At 58.6% G+C, this 15,120-nt stretch carries 13 protein-coding genes and 1 riboswitch; of the genes, 5 read left to right on the top strand and 8 right to left on the bottom strand.

Annotated features, from left to right (window positions below; genetic code table 11):
- Positions 1 to 35: 35 nt before the first annotated feature.
- Complete coding sequence (locus VH599_12295) at positions 36 to 1,298, bottom strand: cytochrome P450 (protein ID HEY7349084.1); 1,263 nt, start codon at positions 1,296 to 1,298, stop codon at positions 36 to 38.
- 196 nt (positions 1,299 to 1,494) lie between these two features.
- Between VH599_12295 and VH599_12290 the strand changes: the two genes are divergently transcribed.
- The 3 genes from VH599_12290 (at position 1,495) to VH599_12280 (ending at position 3,404) form a co-directional block, all read left to right on the top strand.
- Positions 1,495 to 2,097: a TetR/AcrR family transcriptional regulator gene (locus tag VH599_12290; GenBank protein HEY7349083.1), complete on the top strand. Its 603-nt coding sequence runs from the start codon at positions 1,495 to 1,497 to the stop codon at positions 2,095 to 2,097.
- Between the two features lie 64 nt (positions 2,098 to 2,161).
- Positions 2,162 to 2,872 (top strand): class I SAM-dependent methyltransferase, encoded by a 711-nt coding sequence (locus tag VH599_12285; protein ID HEY7349082.1) that lies wholly within the window; start codon positions 2,162 to 2,164, stop codon positions 2,870 to 2,872.
- Positions 2,873 to 2,936: 64 nt separating this feature from the next.
- On the top strand, positions 2,937 to 3,404 hold the full coding sequence (locus VH599_12280; GenBank protein HEY7349081.1) for an NUDIX hydrolase: 468 nt from the start codon (positions 2,937 to 2,939) through the stop codon (positions 3,402 to 3,404).
- Positions 3,405 to 3,631: 227 nt separating this feature from the next.
- Here the strand turns inward: VH599_12280 and VH599_12275 are convergent, their stop codons facing one another.
- Positions 3,632 to 5,458 carry an ABC transporter ATP-binding protein gene (locus VH599_12275; protein HEY7349080.1) on the bottom strand — a complete coding sequence of 609 codons (1,827 nt, stop codon included), beginning with the start codon at positions 5,456 to 5,458 and terminating at the stop codon, positions 3,632 to 3,634.
- A 3-nt stretch (positions 5,459 to 5,461) separates the two neighbouring features.
- Positions 5,462 to 7,339, bottom strand: a complete 1,878-nt coding sequence (locus VH599_12270) for an ABC transporter ATP-binding protein (GenBank protein ID HEY7349079.1) — start codon at positions 7,337 to 7,339, stop codon at positions 5,462 to 5,464.
- Between the two features lie 334 nt (positions 7,340 to 7,673).
- Here VH599_12270 and VH599_12265 point away from each other — a divergent pair, with 334 nt between their 5' ends.
- Together VH599_12265 and VH599_12260 are read left to right on the top strand one after the other, a co-directional pair.
- A complete protein-coding gene (locus VH599_12265) occupies positions 7,674 to 8,930 on the top strand; it encodes a hypothetical protein (GenBank protein HEY7349078.1) in 1,257 nt (418 codons plus the stop codon).
- A 76-nt stretch (positions 8,931 to 9,006) separates the two neighbouring features.
- The gene (locus tag VH599_12260; protein ID HEY7349077.1) at positions 9,007 to 9,627 is read left to right on the top strand and encodes a hypothetical protein; all 621 of its coding nucleotides are present in this window, start codon (positions 9,007 to 9,009) and stop codon (positions 9,625 to 9,627) included.
- Positions 9,628 to 9,691: 64 nt separating this feature from the next.
- On the opposite strand, the gene speY is transcribed toward VH599_12260, so the two are convergent.
- The 5 genes from speY to VH599_12235 all read right to left on the bottom strand — a co-directional run bounded on the left by speY (position 9,692) and on the right by VH599_12235 (position 14,788).
- On the bottom strand, positions 9,692 to 10,855 hold the full coding sequence (gene speY, locus VH599_12255) for a deoxyhypusine synthase (GenBank protein HEY7349076.1): 1,164 nt from the start codon (positions 10,853 to 10,855) through the stop codon (positions 9,692 to 9,694).
- Positions 10,856 to 10,896: 41 nt separating this feature from the next.
- Positions 10,897 to 11,589 (bottom strand): O-methyltransferase, encoded by a 693-nt coding sequence (locus VH599_12250; GenBank protein HEY7349075.1) that lies wholly within the window; start codon positions 11,587 to 11,589, stop codon positions 10,897 to 10,899.
- Between the two features lie 414 nt (positions 11,590 to 12,003).
- Complete coding sequence (locus tag VH599_12245) at positions 12,004 to 13,038, bottom strand: ABC transporter substrate-binding protein (protein HEY7349074.1); 1,035 nt, start codon at positions 13,036 to 13,038, stop codon at positions 12,004 to 12,006.
- Entirely contained in the window at positions 13,035 to 13,940 is a 906-nt protein-coding gene (locus VH599_12240) for an ABC transporter permease (protein HEY7349073.1), read from the bottom strand. The genes VH599_12245 and VH599_12240 overlap by 4 nt, the downstream gene beginning before the upstream one ends.
- Positions 13,937 to 14,788 carry an ABC transporter ATP-binding protein gene (locus VH599_12235; GenBank protein ID HEY7349072.1) on the bottom strand — a complete coding sequence of 284 codons (852 nt, stop codon included), beginning with the start codon at positions 14,786 to 14,788 and terminating at the stop codon, positions 13,937 to 13,939. Before VH599_12235 ends, VH599_12240 begins: the two co-directional genes overlap by 4 nt.
- 53 nt (positions 14,789 to 14,841) lie before the next feature.
- A riboswitch (TPP riboswitch) is annotated at positions 14,842 to 14,956 on the bottom strand.
- Positions 14,957 to 15,120: the final 164 nt, after the last annotated feature.

The raw sequence follows: 15,120 nt of genomic DNA, 5'->3' as shown, positions 1-15,120 counted from the left end.
CCTGTGCGAGAGCATGATACCATTGTCCGGCTGCATTACGCCAGCGCGATCAGAAAGTCGCGCAGTTCGTAGCCGCTCACAATATCGTTCCAACGCAGGGAAGGAGCGCGCTCGATGAACAGGCCGTCTAGCGCCAGGAGCCGCCGCAAAAAGATGTCCGTTTCCTGAATGGCGATAAACGATCCTGGGCAGCGATGGGGGCCATCGCCAAAGCCCATCACAGCAGCGGAGATATGTTCTGCGCGGAGTTTTCGCCCTGGAAAGAGCGCCAGCGGCTGCGCTCCAACCGCGCTTTCGTCCGCATTGGCGGCGTAGATATGCGCGTCAATCAGTTCGCCCTGCCGAATGGTGATGGGCAAACCACTGCTTTCCAGATGGAGATCGGCGGTGGCGCGGCGGTAGAGATGCCCGACTACCGGCTCCAGGCGCAAGATTTCCTGAAGCATCTCCTGGCGCTCTGCTTCCGGGGCTGCCAGATATTGGGCGCGGAGCGTCGGCTGTTCGAGGAAATGCCAGGCGGCAACGCTGATAAACTCGCGCGTTGTTACCATGCCAGCCGCAGCATAGGTGATGCACTCGGTCAGAATCTCTCTCTTGCTATAGCCCTGGGCAATCAGATGGGAGATGACATCTTCGCGTGCGCGGCGCTTGCGTGCCCGAATGGCTGGCTGCACATCCAGATAGAAGAAGGCGGCTATGCTCAGTTGGATACGCAGCAATCGAAAGAGCGCCAGGAGGTTCCAGGCGAAGGCAGGCATATCACGAGCGAAAAAGGCGCTCAGCCGCTTATCCATCCCAGGCAGGCGGCTGCTGGTCAACCCAACTACTGCTGCGGCGACACGCACCGCCAGCGTCATGCTGAGTCGGCTGAGGTCGGCGCGTTGGACACGCTGAAGTTCAGCGATACGCTGGTCTGCCAGCCGCTCCATCAAAAGCCGGTAGTTGGAACTGACGGCTTTGGGGGTGAAGAATCGCGCCGTTTGCTTGCGCTGAAGCTGGTGCGGTTTGCCCTCTTGATAGAGGATGGGCGAGTTGCTCATGCTGGTGGGCAGGCGGCCCAGCAGTTCTGCCTTAAAACCAGCCTGTTTTGTATTGGTGCTGCGCAAGATTGCCCTGACCTCCTCGTAGCCGCGCACGTGCCAGACTCCATCGGCATCCCGTTCGATGGGAGTATTGGTTGGCTCAACTTCGCGGGCGGTCTTCTGGTGGGACCACGCTGCATGGTCAATTGGACAACGGACGGCGGCCTCATCTCTCTTGACTGGAGGCTGGCTGATGTGTTCGGCTGATATGCTCATGGTTCTGGTCCTTCCCCGCGCTGGCTGGCGTGGTCATTTTATGATTCATACTATCTATTTTTATATACTAAATATATTATGAAACACTATATATCATAATGAAGTGCTGAGTCAAGAGCAGCCCGCAAGATGGAAGGTGGTATGGTATGATGAGCAGACACAAAAGCCCGCAAACAGCGGCAAGCTGAGAGTAGAAATGGAAATACAGGACCGACGAATCAAACGCACGCAGAACTTACTGGCAAAGGCGTTGATTGCGCTTACTCTGGAGAAGGGTTATGAGGCAGTGACGATCCGTGACATTACGGACCGCGCCGATGTGGGCTACGCGACATTTTTCCGGCATTATCACGATAAAGATGCGCTGCTGCTGGATGTGCTGGAGGTGGTGCTGGAGGAGTTAATGGGGCTGCTGCCGCTCTCGCCTGATGCTGACCCTGCCGCTGTAGGAGCCTTAATTTTCCGCTATGTGCAGCAGCAGAGCGAGGTGTGTCGGGTGCTCTTGAGCAGCAGAGGCTCGACAACCCTGGTGCAGCGTATCATCGAGGCAGGGACAGAGAGCGTGCTGCGCCAGAATACTCCGCTGGCGGAGGCCGTCGTGCCAGTGGAGATTGCGGCCTATCACCTGGTTGCTTCGACGCTGGCCTTGATTCAGTGGTGGCTGGAGCATGAGATGCCCTATCCGCCTGAGCGGATGGGGGTTATTTATCACGAATTGATTGTGCGCCCGACCAACGCAGTTGCCTTCAGCCCCAGGCAGGTGGCAGAAGAGAATGCCGGGGGAAGCCATCGCGGATGAGTGGACCGAACGGTTATTTGGAAACGATAGAGCAGCAGGGGAACCGGCAAGAGAAGAGCAGGCTATGGATTTTTCACAGTTCGATACACGCAACTATCCCACGCTCTCTGTGCAGGAAGGCTATGGAGAATGGGCGGCCACCTATGAAGATAGTGTGCTGGATGCTATGGACCTGCGTTTACTGGCGAAAATCCGATCCGTCGCCTGGGATCAGCTTCGGGAAGCGGCGGATCTGGCCTGTGGCACAGGTCGAACGGGGGTCTGGCTCAAGCAGCAAGGTGTCGCCTCACTCGATGGCGTTGATCTGACGCCTGCCATGCTGGAAGGAGCCAGAGCGAAAGGGGGGTATCGGCAGCTTTTCCTGGGAGATGTGCGTGAGACGCCTTTACAAGCCAGGGTGTATGATCTGGTGACGATTTCCCTGGCAGATGAACACCTTCCAGATGTGCGTCCGCTCTATCAGGAGAGCGCCAGGATTGCGCGCACCGGCGGCTATTTCGTCCTCGTCGGCTATCACCCGTTTTTCCTGATGAGTGGCATCCCGACCCATTTCAACAGAGCATCGGGTGAACCAGCCACGATTCAGACATATGTTCACCTGATAAGCGATCACGTTCAAGCGGCTCTGGCGTCAGGCTGGTCGCTGCTTGAAATGCACGAGGGGCTGATTGACGAGGAATGGCTGGCGCAGAAGCCGAAGTGGGGCCAGTATCACAATCGGCCCGTCAGCTTCGTTATGGTCTGGCAGAAGCAGCGCCAGGCAGTGGCTTCGTAGCGCCGTCCCTGTCGGCGGTACACGCGGCTGGCGCAGCGGGCCGCCAGCGCGGAGGCTGAGTGAAATGAGTTTGCCTGGACCTTTTCCTAAGAAACGGATGGCCGCTGGGGCTTTGTTTTTCAATACGTCGCAGAAGATTTTGATTGTGAAGCCGGTATACCGGCCATTCTGGTTGTTGCCAGGGGGAGTAGTGGAGGATGGGGAATCGCCAAGACAGGCTTGTATGCGAGAAATCAAGGAGGAATTAGGGTTAGAGATAGCGGTGGAAAGGCTGTTGTGTGTTGACTATAAGGCGCAGCAAACAAGGCGAGAAGAGGGCATGGAGTTTGTCTTTTTCGGTGGGGTGTTAGGGGAAGAAAGCCTTGGGCAGATACGTTTGCAAGCGCAGGAGTTGGAGACGTTCCAATTTGTGTCATTGGATGAGGCGGTGCATTTGCTGAATCCCTGGTCAGCGAAAAGGCTACCTTTTGCGGTAAAAGCGCAGAGAGAGGAAGTAACTCTCTATCTGGAAGATGGGCAAAGTGTTTCTTAGGTTCTTCTGTTAAGTAGTGCAATACCCTCTTTGCTAATATCACGTCTTCTTGAATGCGACTAGCATTTGCGTGTACCGCCGCCGTCCCTGGCGGCGCAACGTTGGGCCAGCACGAGCGTTGCCTACTAGAGCGAGCGTTCGCGCTGGCGAACGGTTTGGCCGCCAGGGACGGCGGCGGTACACGCGGTTTAGCCGCCTGGAAGGCGGCGGTACAAGCAGGTGCGCTCTCAAACATGCGATTGGCGGAAGCCCATCGCGTAGAGCGTGGCGTAGGCTCCGTCGCGCTGCAAAAGTTCCTGGTGGGAGCCTTGCTCGATGATGCGCCCGCCCTGAAGGACGATGATGGTATCGGCGTTCTTGATCGTCGAGAGGCGGTGCGCGATCACCAGCGCGGTGCGTCCATGCAGCAGACGCTGCAAGCCCTGCTGCACCAGCACTTCGGTGAAGGTATCAATGTTGGCGGTGGCCTCGTCCAGTATGAGGATACGTGGGTCGGCCAGCAGCGCCCGCGCGAAGGAGATGAGCTGACGCTGGCCCACGCTGAGGTTGCGCCCGCGCTCGCGGATAGGCGTTTCATAACCCCGGGGCAGTTGGATGATGATGTCGTGGACGCCGATGACCCGCGCCGCCTCCTCAATCTCTTCATCAGTCGCTTCAAGGCGGCCATAGCTGATGTTGTCGCGGATGGTTCCGGTGAAGAGGAACGGCTCCTGAAGGACGATGCCAATCTGGCTGCGCAGCGAACTCTGCGTCACTTCTTTTACATCGTATCCATCAATCAAGACAGCCCCTTGCTGCACATCATAGAAGCGCGAAAGCAGGCTGGCGATGGTGCTTTTTCCCGCGCCGGTATGCCCCACGATGGCGGCGGTCTGACCGGCTTTGATCGAAAGGTTCAGCCCTTGCAAGACGGGCGCTTCGGGCTTGTAGCCGAAGACGACTTCGCGGAACTCCACATCACCTTTGATCTGTGGCAGGACTTTGGCGTTGGGGCGATCAGTGATTTCAACGGGTATCGAGAGGATTTGGAAGATACGCTCGGCGGCTACGCCTGAACGCTGCAACTGGGTGTATTGCTGGCTGAGATCACGGATGGGATCGAAAAAGCGATAGATATAGAGGATAAAGGCTACCAGCACGCCGACGCTCAGGGAGCCGCGCGAGATCAGCACACTGCCATAAAAGAGGGTGATGACAATGGCGATGGCGGCCACCACTTCCACCAGCGGCAGGACCAGCGCGGCGATCTTGCTGGCGGTCAGGTTTGTATCGCGGTTGTAGGCGTTGAGGTCGTCGAACTCTTCGCGGTTGCGGTCCTCGCGCACCATGCTCTGGATGACGCGCATGCCGGAGATATTTTCTTGAAGCGTGGCATTCACTAATGAAATAGCTGCCCGCGTCACGCGGAAGGAACGCTGCGCGTGTTTCTGCCAGAACGCCGCGATGCCAATCATGAGGGGAAGGACGGTGAAGGCCAGCAGCGCCAGCGATACGTTCATGATCAGCATCGCGCCGATGATGCCGATCAGCGCCAGCAGGGAACTCAGAATGGAGAGCAACCCTGAACTCAGCAAGCCTTCCAGCACATCAACATCGCTCTGTAGGCGCGACATGACGCGCCCGATCTGCGTGTGGTCGTAGAAGCTGAGCGAGAGCCGCTGGAGATGGGCAAACATATCCGAACTCAGATGGTAGAGAACCTGCTCGCCTACCCAGGACATACTCCAGACTTGCCAGTATTGAGCCAGCCACATAACGATGTTAAGCGCGACCAGGCCGGCGCTGGCGATAGCCAGGCCACCCAGGTTGCTGCGGCTGATGAAGTCATCAATTGCCACGCCGATCAGGAAAGGATAGGCGACGTTCAGCCCGGTGTATAGCAACATGAGGATGACGCTGGCGATGCTGGCGGCGCGATAGCGGGCCAGGTAGGGGCCAAAGCGGCGGATGAGCTGCAAATCGAACTTGCCATAAATATCCTCGTCGTCGCTGGCAAGGCTGTTTTCGCGCCAACGATGGCTCCGCCGGTACTCCGCGTAGGAGGTCGCTTTCATGGGTTATCTCCTGGTTTGCTGGGGGGTGTCTGCCTCGGTCAGCGCCGCCGGTTTTTCGCCGTCCAGCAGCTTGAGCGCCTGGGCTTCGTATTCCTCTTGTTCGCGTAGCTGCAACTCGTACAGGCGCGCATACGTTCCATCAAGAGCCAGCAGAGTGTCGTGCGTGCCGCGCTCGATAATCCGGCCACGATCCAGCACAAGAATCTGGTCGGCGCGTTTGATGGTGCGCAGGCGCGAGGCGACGACAAAGCTCGTGCGCCCGCGCATGACGGCATCCAGCGCCTCTTGAATCAGATATTCTGTCTCCATATCAACGCTGGAGGTTGCGTCATCCAGCACCAGGATACGCGGGTCAAACAGGATGGTGCGGGCGATGGCGACGCGCTGCTTCTGGCCGCCAGAAAGCGTGACGCCGCGCTCGCCTACCCATGTCTCGTAGCCATCTGGCAGTGTGCAGGCGAAGTCGTGCAGGCGAGCCACTTTTGCGGCGGCGATGATTTGCTCTTCGGTGGCATGGGGAGCGCCAAAGGCGATGTTCTCGCGCAGCGTGGCGTTGAAGAGAAAGACATCCTGTAACACAAAGCCGATGCTGCGCCGCAGCGATGCGTGCTGCACCGCCCGAATATCATGGCCGTCAACGGTAATGCGCCCTTCGGTGACATCGTAAAAGCGCGGCAGGAGAGATAAAATGGTGCTTTTCCCGCTGCCCGTTGTACCCAGGAGCGCGATCACCTGCCCTGGCTGCGCGTCAATATTGATTTCGTCAAGGATTCGGGGGCCAGACCCATAGGCGAAGCCGACCCCCTCGAAGCGCACATGGCCTGCCACCTGGCGCAAGGCGATAGCGTTGGGGGCGTCTTTGATGACGGGTTCGGTGTCCAGCACCTCGAAGATGCGATGACCGCTGGAGCGCGCGCGCATGAGCCAGGTAATCATGAAGCCAAAGGAGCGCACTGGCGTGCCGAGCAGCAGGGCATACTGAATTACTGCGACTAATGTTGGCAGGCTGACACGCTGGCTGATGACGGCAGTGCCCCCCACCCAGAGGACCAGGACGGTGACGAGGTTCAGCGACAGGACCATCAAGGGCTGATTCCAGGCCGAAAGGCGCTGCGCGCTGATTTTCAGGTTGCGCAACTCCTGGTTTTTTGCCTCGAATTTGGTTATCTCGAAGGCTTCGCGCACGAACGAGAGGACAACCCGCCGCCCGCTCAGGCTTTCTTGCATGATGGTGCTGAGCGCGCCCGTTTCTTGCTGGGCGTTGTCCCACATGGGGCGCAGACGGCGCGCTACCTGTATGGCGAGGGCGATCAAGATGGGTACAGCGAGCAGGATAACCAACGCCAGGGGGAGGTCCAGTATCGCCAGGATAATGGCGACAGCGGCGAAGTAGAGAATGGCGATGAGGGCGCGCAAGAAGCCCAGCGGAAAAGCGTTGCGCACAGCCTCGATGTCAACGGTCATGCGCGACATCAACTGCCCGGTTTCTGACTCGTCATGAAACGAGAAGCTCAAACGTTGCAGATGGTCGTAAATCTGGTTGCGCAGATCATAGGCTATTTCGACAGAGAGTGCTTGCGAAAGATAGCCCTGGCCGTAGGCTGCGAGGCCGCGCAGAATGCTGGCGATAAGGACGGCTCCACTAATCAGTACGAGATTGCGCAGGTTCCCGCTGCCAATGCCGATGGCAATCACCTGGGCGATCAGTTCAGGAATGAGCAGGGCCAGGACCGTGGCGAGGATGAGGCAGCCTAGAGCGCCCAGGGCTAACGTCTTATGGGGACGAAGGAGGCCGAAGATTCGTACATAAATGCGTCCGCTTGTCTGCCATGTGCTGAAGAATGATCGAATCGGATGGGTTTTCCACGTACTTAATGTCACCTCAAAACCTTTCTAGAGTATGCAGCCGTTCGGGCTTTTCAGAGACAAGAAGATATGAACTGGGCAGAATTATATTATAGCATGTTTGACGGCTTTGACGCAAACGTACACGTTATGCTCCCGAAATATCAGGAATGGCTTGTAGCGCGCTCCCTTTTGCGCGTCTCTGCCCACAAAATTGGCATTCGTTTTGCTTGATCAGATGTCTGGCGGTGAAATCAGGGGGTAAACCGTGTGCCTCTTGCCAGGGATGCTCGTTATACTATCAGGCGGCTCATGAGAATGCGCTTTTTCTATCTGTTCCCATTCGCGCGCCTATAGGAGCCAATCAGCTATGTTTTCTGATGGTTCTTCTGAGAGCAATGAGGAAACCGCTCAGGACCACCCGCTGCTTGTTGCGCAGCGATCAAACTTCCAGTGGACGGTGGCGCTCAAGGCCGCCGCGCTGAATGCGGGTTGGCAGGATCACCTGACCCGGTATCTGGTTGCCTCGGCCACAACGGCGCTCTCTTTCGCGGGACAGGAGCCGCTCTATCTTACCGAGGTGAAGGTACTGGACGATCCTTTGCGTCTGTATCAGATCAGCGTCCACGAGCGGTCAGTGGAAGCGCAGGTGTCTTATCGCGCACTGGGCCAGGCGATCTTGGAAACGCCTTATGACTGCCATCTGCTGCTGAAAACGGCGGTGGGAGGGCGCTTTGTCACTATCCCGGCGCCCAAACCACCGGGCCGGGACGAGTGGAAACAATTACTGAAGAAGCTGTGGTTTCAGCTTCTCCTCGCGGAAGACGCGCTGCTGATCACTTCGGATACGCCTCATTCATCGGCAAAAGGCAAACCTCTTTATACCTTTAGATTGCACTCAACGCTTGACTGGCAAGAAGCCAACATAGTGTCGCCCTCAGAAATCGCCCGCAATGAATGGCAGCGCGAACTGCGCCTGGGACTGGACCCGGCTGACCCGGGCATGCTCCGCGCCCAGGTAGGTTGGAATGACTCGCAATCGTTTAGTAACCCGACGCTGGAGCGAGTGCTTGTCACCAGGCCCAATCACACCCCCAGGCGGGCAGGCCAGGCGAAGAAAACGCGACCCCTCGCTCCGAGCGGCGAAATCACACGCGCGCCGCTCCTGTTAAGCCCTTTGCCGGGACATGAACGACGGCGAGGATTTTCAAGGGTGCAAGTGGCAGCCTTGATTGCGGCGGTTCTGGTACTTCTGCTGATTGGGATCGTGGCAGTAGGCGCGACCAGAGGAAGAGCCAGCGCAGATAATCCGCTTATGCTCTTGAATCAGACGCCAACTTTCAGTCCAGCGCCTTCGCCGATGCCAACGAGTGATCCAACGGCTTCACCTACGCCCGCACCAACTGCGCCTGGGGCAAGCAAACCAACTCCTCACCCAACGCCTTCGCCGACGCCGACTCGCAGGCCATCGCCCACGCGGACTCCCACACCCAGCCCGACCCCTACTCCGACGCCGAGTCCGACCCCTACTCCGACACCGACACCAACACCGACGCCGACGCCCAGCCCGACGTCGAGTCCGACACCCAGTCCGACACCCAGTCCGACGCCAAGCCCCACACCGTAGGGTACGGTAAAAGCTGGTATATGTAACACTGTTCACAGAAGTGATGCTCCCTGACGAGGGAACGGAGGGAAATGGAATGGTAAAGGTGAACATTGCCAACAGAACTCTTCGGAGGTTCGGGCTTTTTTGGGGGATCGCTCTGTGCCTGCTGGTTGGGTTGGGGGGATGCGATCAATCATCATCAGCAGCCAGCCAGCAGCCTTCCTACTCGCGGGTGGTCACATTAGATGCAAGCTGGAGTGTTCTGTATTCAGATGTGAAAAGCGCCAAAGCCGCTTCTGATGTGGTGGTGTTAGGAGCTATTGCCAGCATCAAGCGTGTTGGCTTCACGAAAAATGATCAGGGGCAGGACGACGGAATCGTCTTCACGGATTATGTGTTCACGATTGAGCGAACCATTGTAGATGAGCGGCGCCTCCTCAAAAGCCCGACTATCCTTATTCATCAAACGGGAGGAATACTGGATGGGACGAAGTATGAAATACAGGATGATCCTTTGTTCCAGGCGGGCGAACACGCGCTGCTCTTTTTGCACATTTACAAATCTGGGTACGCCTTTATCGTCGGCGGTCCTTCAGGAAGATTTCTTGTGCAGAATGGTCTCGTTCAGCCGCGAAGCCCGGAAACCGTCATGATGAGCATCAGATCCCGTTCGGTCCCTGTTGCCGACTTCATTACTCAAATCCAAAACGCCTGATGGGTTCTCTCTGTCGCGCGGCCCGCTCAGGTAATCGCTGGACCAGGATGGCTGCCAGGGTTTGTTATTGGCGAATGCGTTTGCCCTGCTCATAATCGGCTCGCATCTGCTCAATCAAGGCTTCGCGCCGCGCGTACAATCCGCGACGCGGGCGCGGCTTTGCTTTGCTGATGGCATAGGCGGCCAGGACCGGCAAGGCCAGGGTGGTGTCGGCATAGACGACGACGGTATCGCGCAGTTGATCGGGCTTGATCTTCCCCCAGGAGACGGCTTCTGAAGGGGTGGCCCCGGAAAGGCCGCCCCAGTGGGGGGCATCGCTGGTGATCTGGATAAAGTAATCGTGGCCGCCTTTGTTGATGCCCAGCACTTCCCAAAGCTGCGGCTGGGTTTGCAGATAGAAGTTTTTGGGGGAACCGCCGCCCAGGATGATGACGCCGTTGCGCGTGGCATTGAGGACCAGCGCGGTGGTTTCGTTGACATCCAGCATCGGGTCAATGGTCAGGCGCGCGCCATCCAGCGCGTGCCGCGCCAGGTTCATGCCGATGGATGAATCGCCGGGCGAAGAGGTGTAGATGGGAATGTCCCAGGCTGCCGCCTGCGCCAGCACGGAGTATTCGGGTTTGACGCCCACGTCGAGCAGGCGACGGCCAATATGGTAATGAAGCTCGGCGGTGGACATAGGCCGATCAGGCACGGTTCTGAACGTTTCGCGCAGAAAAGCGTCGGTGTCCAGCAGAACCTCGTCCTTGAAGAGAATGTCGTAGATGCGAATGACCCCTTCGCGCTGCAATTCGGTGTCGTCAAGCTCAAAACTGCCGCGATGGAGGGTATAAGCCAGCGCGTGATGAATGTCGTGATAGAGGTTCGCGCCGGTGCTGACGATGAAGTCAATAAAGCCGTATTCCATCAAAGTCAGGATGCTGCCGCCCAGGCCGGCAGGCGTCAGCGCGCCAGCCAGAGTCAGCGCGATGGTCACATCTTGCTGTGGGTCGAGCATGCGCTCCGCGTAGAGGCGGCAAGCTTCGTTGAGCCGCGCCGAGTTGTAGGCTTGAAAGGCGCTGTCCACCAGTTCGGCAACGGTCATGTCGGGGCGCAGCCTGTGTGGCAGGATGCGCTGGCCGCTGAGATAGCCCGTCGCCTGGTCATCCTTCTGTGATTGCTGCCCAGAGGTGTTGTGCTGATGGCCTGGCTGGTGGTGATGATGATGATGTTGATGTGGCGTACTCATCCGCTGCTCTATCTTTCTTTGACAGTTTTATCTGGCGCCAATCAGGGCAGAACGACGGAGATGGCAAAGCCATCCATGCCGTCACTGCCCAGGGGGATCAGGATCGAGCGCAAGCGCGGGTCGGTGGCGGCGCGCTGGTTGTAGGCGGCAATGCCCGCGTTTTCGGCATCAGAGGGCGGCTCCTCAAAGGGCTTGCCAAAGCGAATGTTGTTATCGGAGACGATGATGCTGCCGGGACGCGAAAGCCTGATGGCCCAGTCGAGATAGGTCGGGTAGCCGTCTTTGTTGGCATCAATGAAGAAGAGATCGAAGGGCGCCTCGCTCTGGACGGCGGGCAGCAGTTCATCCGCCGGGCCGACGCGCACTTCGGTGCGGTCAGTCAGACCAGCCCGCGCAAAGGCAGCGCGCACCACTTCGGCATGTTTCGGGCTGACCTCCAGGGTGATGAGTTTGCCATTGACAGGAAGCGAGCGTGCCAGCCAGGTACCGCTGTAGCCGCCGAGCGCGCCGATCTCTAGAATTTTTTTGGTATTGTTAGCAGCAGCCAGAACTTGCAGCAAACGCCCCCGGATAGGAGAAATCTGTATGTTGGGCAGCCCTGCTTGATGCTGCGCGGCCAGAGTCTGGCGCAGCACATCATCTTCAGCGGCAAATCGCCGGGTGATCTGCTCTTCAATCTCGCGCCGGAGTTGGGCGTTGCGCGCCAGTTCTTCTACATTGATGTTTTCAGCCATGTCGAGAGTTTGCTCCTCCGATAGAGATCACGGCACAGCGGTATTCGTGTGCCCACCGCCGCGCGGCTTTGCCTGGGAAACGGCAAGCATCGCGCGTCCCTCATTATCGCATAATTTGTGCAGAAAGGTGCAAGGCAGTTTATCAGCCTGCTCGCCAAAAACGGGTGTCTATTGTCTGGCTGCTGGTGGCAGTGCTATACTGGCAGCAGATGCCTGATAGAGTCATCCCTTCTTTCTTCTTTCTTCGTAATATTCTGGCAGATGCAGCAGCGTGAACGCAATCTGCTTTCCCCAGAGCAGAAGGAAAAGCTTACGAAGAAAGAAGAAAGGGGGTCTACAAGGCGAGGCGTCCAGGTGTAGCATCGCTACAAGTTGTCAGTGGCTGGGCAGCCCTGCCCAGCCACTTGTTTTGCGCTACGGCAAGAACTCGTTCGTGAAGAACTGGCTTTCGTCTGGTTCAGTGGAGGCAGGGTTGCCGTTGGCGTCGGCAAGGTTGCCAGTCTGGAAGAGGAAGTGGGGGAAATCGCGCCACTTCGGGAGGGTTTGATAGCCCCACTTCGGGGCGTCCAGGGCATATTGCTTGCTCAGATATTCCTGGCTTTGCGTGACCAGGCCCGTATCATCGAACGTGCCGGGAGGTACGGCGCTGATGAGGAGGTTGGCGGCGTCATCGGGGTGTGCAATGGCGTAGTTGTACCCTTGTGACGTGGCGGCCATGAACTTGCGCACCAGATCAGGATGGTTCTTGATGAACGCGCCGCTGGTGATGAGGACAGGGGTGTAATAGTCGGGGACGCAGTAGTTGGAGACGGGGAAGTAATTGAACTTCAGGCCATCGCGCTGAAATTCGATGCCCTCCCAGCCGAAGTAAATCCAGACGTAATCAATTTTCTTCGTCTTGAGGGAAGCCAGCCCGTCATCGCTGAGAAGTGGACTCTTTTCCCTAATCTGCGCGGGGGTGACGTGGCCGCCGTCGCAGTTGATGACCGCAGAGATGACATACGGCTCGAAGGGGGCGCCAAATGAGCCGTAAACCTTGCCCGCAAGCTGGGCCGGGCGCGTGATGCCGGAATCGGCGCGAACGGCCAGGCCGGAGGTATTGTGCTGGATGATGGCGGCAATAGAAACCAGGTCTTCGCCGGAGATACGGGCCGTCGTCACATATTCTTCATAGCTGATGGCGAAATCAGCCTTGCCGGAAGCAACGAGGGCTTCAGGCGCGGCGGTCTGCGAGTAGGGGAGAATGTCGAGATTCAGCCCTTGCTGTTGGTACCAGCCTTTCTGCTGGGCGACGTAGATGCCGGTGTGGTTGGTGTTGGGCGTGTAGTCCAGCGCCAGAGAAACTTTTGTGAGGTTTTGTGACCCAGGACTGCTGGTTGAACCACAAGCCGCCAGAAAGAGCGGCGCAAGGGCAGCCAGTATCCAGCCGTAGCGAAGCAGCGACTTCATAAAGACTCCTTTCGTGGTGTGGTCAGTTCGTGAGGAGATTCTGCCTGAACTGTTGCAGGCAGTTCTAGCGTTTGTTTGCTCTGGCGCGGCGCCCGGCGTCTCCTGGGAGGCCGCCCGGCTTCGTGCCAGTCGCGCTCGCGCCCGGCAGCGTAGTACCAGGGGAGCGCGATACGTTCGATCAGGGAGACGAGCGCAAATAACGCGATACTCAAGAGGGCGGTAATGATGACATCGCCATAGGCCAGGTCGGTGCGGAATGAGCGTTCCTGGTAGACGAACAGGATGCCCAGGCCATAGATCGCGCTCACAAGTTCGCCCAGAAAGGCGCCGACGACGGCATAGGTGGCGGCGATGCGTAGACCGGAGAAGAAGGACGGCAGCGCGTGGGGCAGGCGCACCCGCCAGAAGATGACCAGTTCGCTCGCGCCAAAGGTGCGGTAGAGCTTCATCAGTTCGGGGTCGGTGCCTCGCAGGCCAGAAGCCATGGAGACGGTGATGGGGAAGAAGCAGATCAGCGTGACGACGATGACTTTGGGCAGCAGGCTATAGCCAAACGAGAAGATCAGCAATGGGGCGATGGCGACAATTGGGATGGCCTGGGACGCCACCAGCAAGGGATAGATAGCCCGGCGCGCCAGCGGCGAAAGGTCAATGATGGCTGCCATCAGCACGCCAAAGGCCAGCGAAGCGCCCAGGCCCGCCAGCGTTTCATAGAGCGTGGTCCCGATATGCGCCGCGAAGGTCGAACGCGCTGCAATAGTGGCTGAAATGATGCGTAAAGGCGCGGGCAGGATCAATGGGTCAATGTTTTGTGTCTGGACGTACAACTGCCAGAAGGCCAGCAGCAGGAAGAGCGCCACCAGCGGCGGCCAGGCGCGGCGAATAGCTTGCAAGAGTTTCATGGCGCAACCTCCTGACTTGCCTCGTGGCGCAGCGGTTGCCTCTGAAGCGATTCAGGAGGGGTATCCTGGCCGGTCAGCAGGGCGCGGAGGAGCCGCGCTTTGAGTTCGGCAAACACGGGCGAGCCGACGATTTCCGTCTGGCGCGGGCGTGGCAAGGCTACTTCAAGGGACAGGACGATGCGCGCCGGGCGGGCCGAGAGGACATACACCCGGTCTGCCAGCAACAGCGCCTCTTCGGGGTCATGGGTGACGAGGATGGCTGCTTTGCCAAGCTGCCCCCAGATGTCCAGCAGCCAGCGTTGCATCGAGAGGCGCGTGAGCGCATCCAGCGCGCCGAATGGTTCGTCGAGCAGCATCAGGTTGCGCGCCGCCAGCACTGTGCGGGCAAAGGCCACGCGCTGGCGCATGCCGCCGGAGAGCGCGTGCGGGTAGGTGCGCTCGAAGTCGGCAAGGCCGAACTGGCAAAAGAGATTGTGCGCCCGCTGGCGCGCTTCGCGCCTGGGAACGCCCTGTACCTGGATGCCCGCCAGCGCGTTATCCAGGGCGCTGCGCCAGGGGAGCAGCAAATCGCGCTGGGGCATGTAGCCGATGTGGCCCAGGCGCGTTGCGTTGGCGTCTCCCTCCAGGGCGATGCTGCCCTCTGTCGGGTCGTCTAGCCCGGCAATGATGGAGAGCAGCGTGCTTTTGCCGGAACCGCTGGGGCCGACGACGCTGACAAACTCGCCGGCGGCTACCTGGAGCGAAATGCGGTCCAGCACAGCCAGCGGCTCCCGGCCTCGCTGGGGGAAGGTTTTGGCGACGCCTTCAACAGCGAGGGTGATCGGCGCTCGCGGGGATAGCGCATTCATATAGCACCACCAATACAACAGGCGCTGGATAGCTCCAGCGCCTGCCTGGTGATGAGTATTTTCATCCCCTGCTCCCTGCGCTGGCATTACCCAGATCAGGTTCCGACGGTCGGCGACGAGGTGGTCGCCCTCTCAGCCTGGCTTTCCCAAGCTCCCGTTGCGGCAACATGTACCTGAATGAATACTTACATAACGTCTGCTAGAGCAATCATACCATAAGTGGGCAGCAAGCGCAAGGTACTAACAGTTCTGGGTTCTACCAAATCTGAGGTGTTGGCAAGCGAGGCGTGTTACTGGTAGCGCCGCCATCTTGGCAGCCAGCGGTGGCCTGC

The sequence above is a fragment of the Ktedonobacterales bacterium genome, assembly GCA_036557285.1.
Taxonomy (GTDB): domain Bacteria; phylum Chloroflexota; class Ktedonobacteria; order Ktedonobacterales; family DATBGS01; genus DATBHW01.
Note: the sequence above shows the minus strand (reverse complement) of the source record. Positions and strands in the feature narration are given on the sequence as shown.

Excerpts from the sequence above, each read along its gene's own strand:
- VH599_12295 (HEY7349084.1), bottom strand. The coding sequence starts at position 1,298 with ATGAGCATATCAGCCGAACACATCAGCCAGCCTCCAGTCAAGAGAGAT.
- VH599_12290 (HEY7349083.1), top strand. The coding sequence starts at position 1,495 with ATGGAAATACAGGACCGACGAATCAAACGCACGCAGAACTTACTGGCA.
- VH599_12285 (HEY7349082.1), top strand. The coding sequence starts at position 2,162 with ATGGATTTTTCACAGTTCGATACACGCAACTATCCCACGCTCTCTGTG.
- VH599_12280 (HEY7349081.1), top strand. The coding sequence starts at position 2,937 with ATGAGTTTGCCTGGACCTTTTCCTAAGAAACGGATGGCCGCTGGGGCT.
- VH599_12275 (HEY7349080.1), bottom strand. The coding sequence starts at position 5,458 with ATGAAAGCGACCTCCTACGCGGAGTACCGGCGGAGCCATCGTTGGCGC.
- VH599_12265 (HEY7349078.1), top strand. The coding sequence starts at position 7,674 with ATGTTTTCTGATGGTTCTTCTGAGAGCAATGAGGAAACCGCTCAGGAC.
- VH599_12260 (HEY7349077.1), top strand. The coding sequence starts at position 9,007 with ATGGTAAAGGTGAACATTGCCAACAGAACTCTTCGGAGGTTCGGGCTT.
- speY (HEY7349076.1), bottom strand. The coding sequence starts at position 10,855 with ATGAGTACGCCACATCAACATCATCATCATCACCACCAGCCAGGCCAT.
- VH599_12250 (HEY7349075.1), bottom strand. The coding sequence starts at position 11,589 with ATGGCTGAAAACATCAATGTAGAAGAACTGGCGCGCAACGCCCAACTC.
- VH599_12245 (HEY7349074.1), bottom strand. The coding sequence starts at position 13,038 with ATGAAGTCGCTGCTTCGCTACGGCTGGATACTGGCTGCCCTTGCGCCG.
- VH599_12240 (HEY7349073.1), bottom strand. The coding sequence starts at position 13,940 with ATGAAACTCTTGCAAGCTATTCGCCGCGCCTGGCCGCCGCTGGTGGCG.
- VH599_12235 (HEY7349072.1), bottom strand. The coding sequence starts at position 14,788 with ATGAATGCGCTATCCCCGCGAGCGCCGATCACCCTCGCTGTTGAAGGC.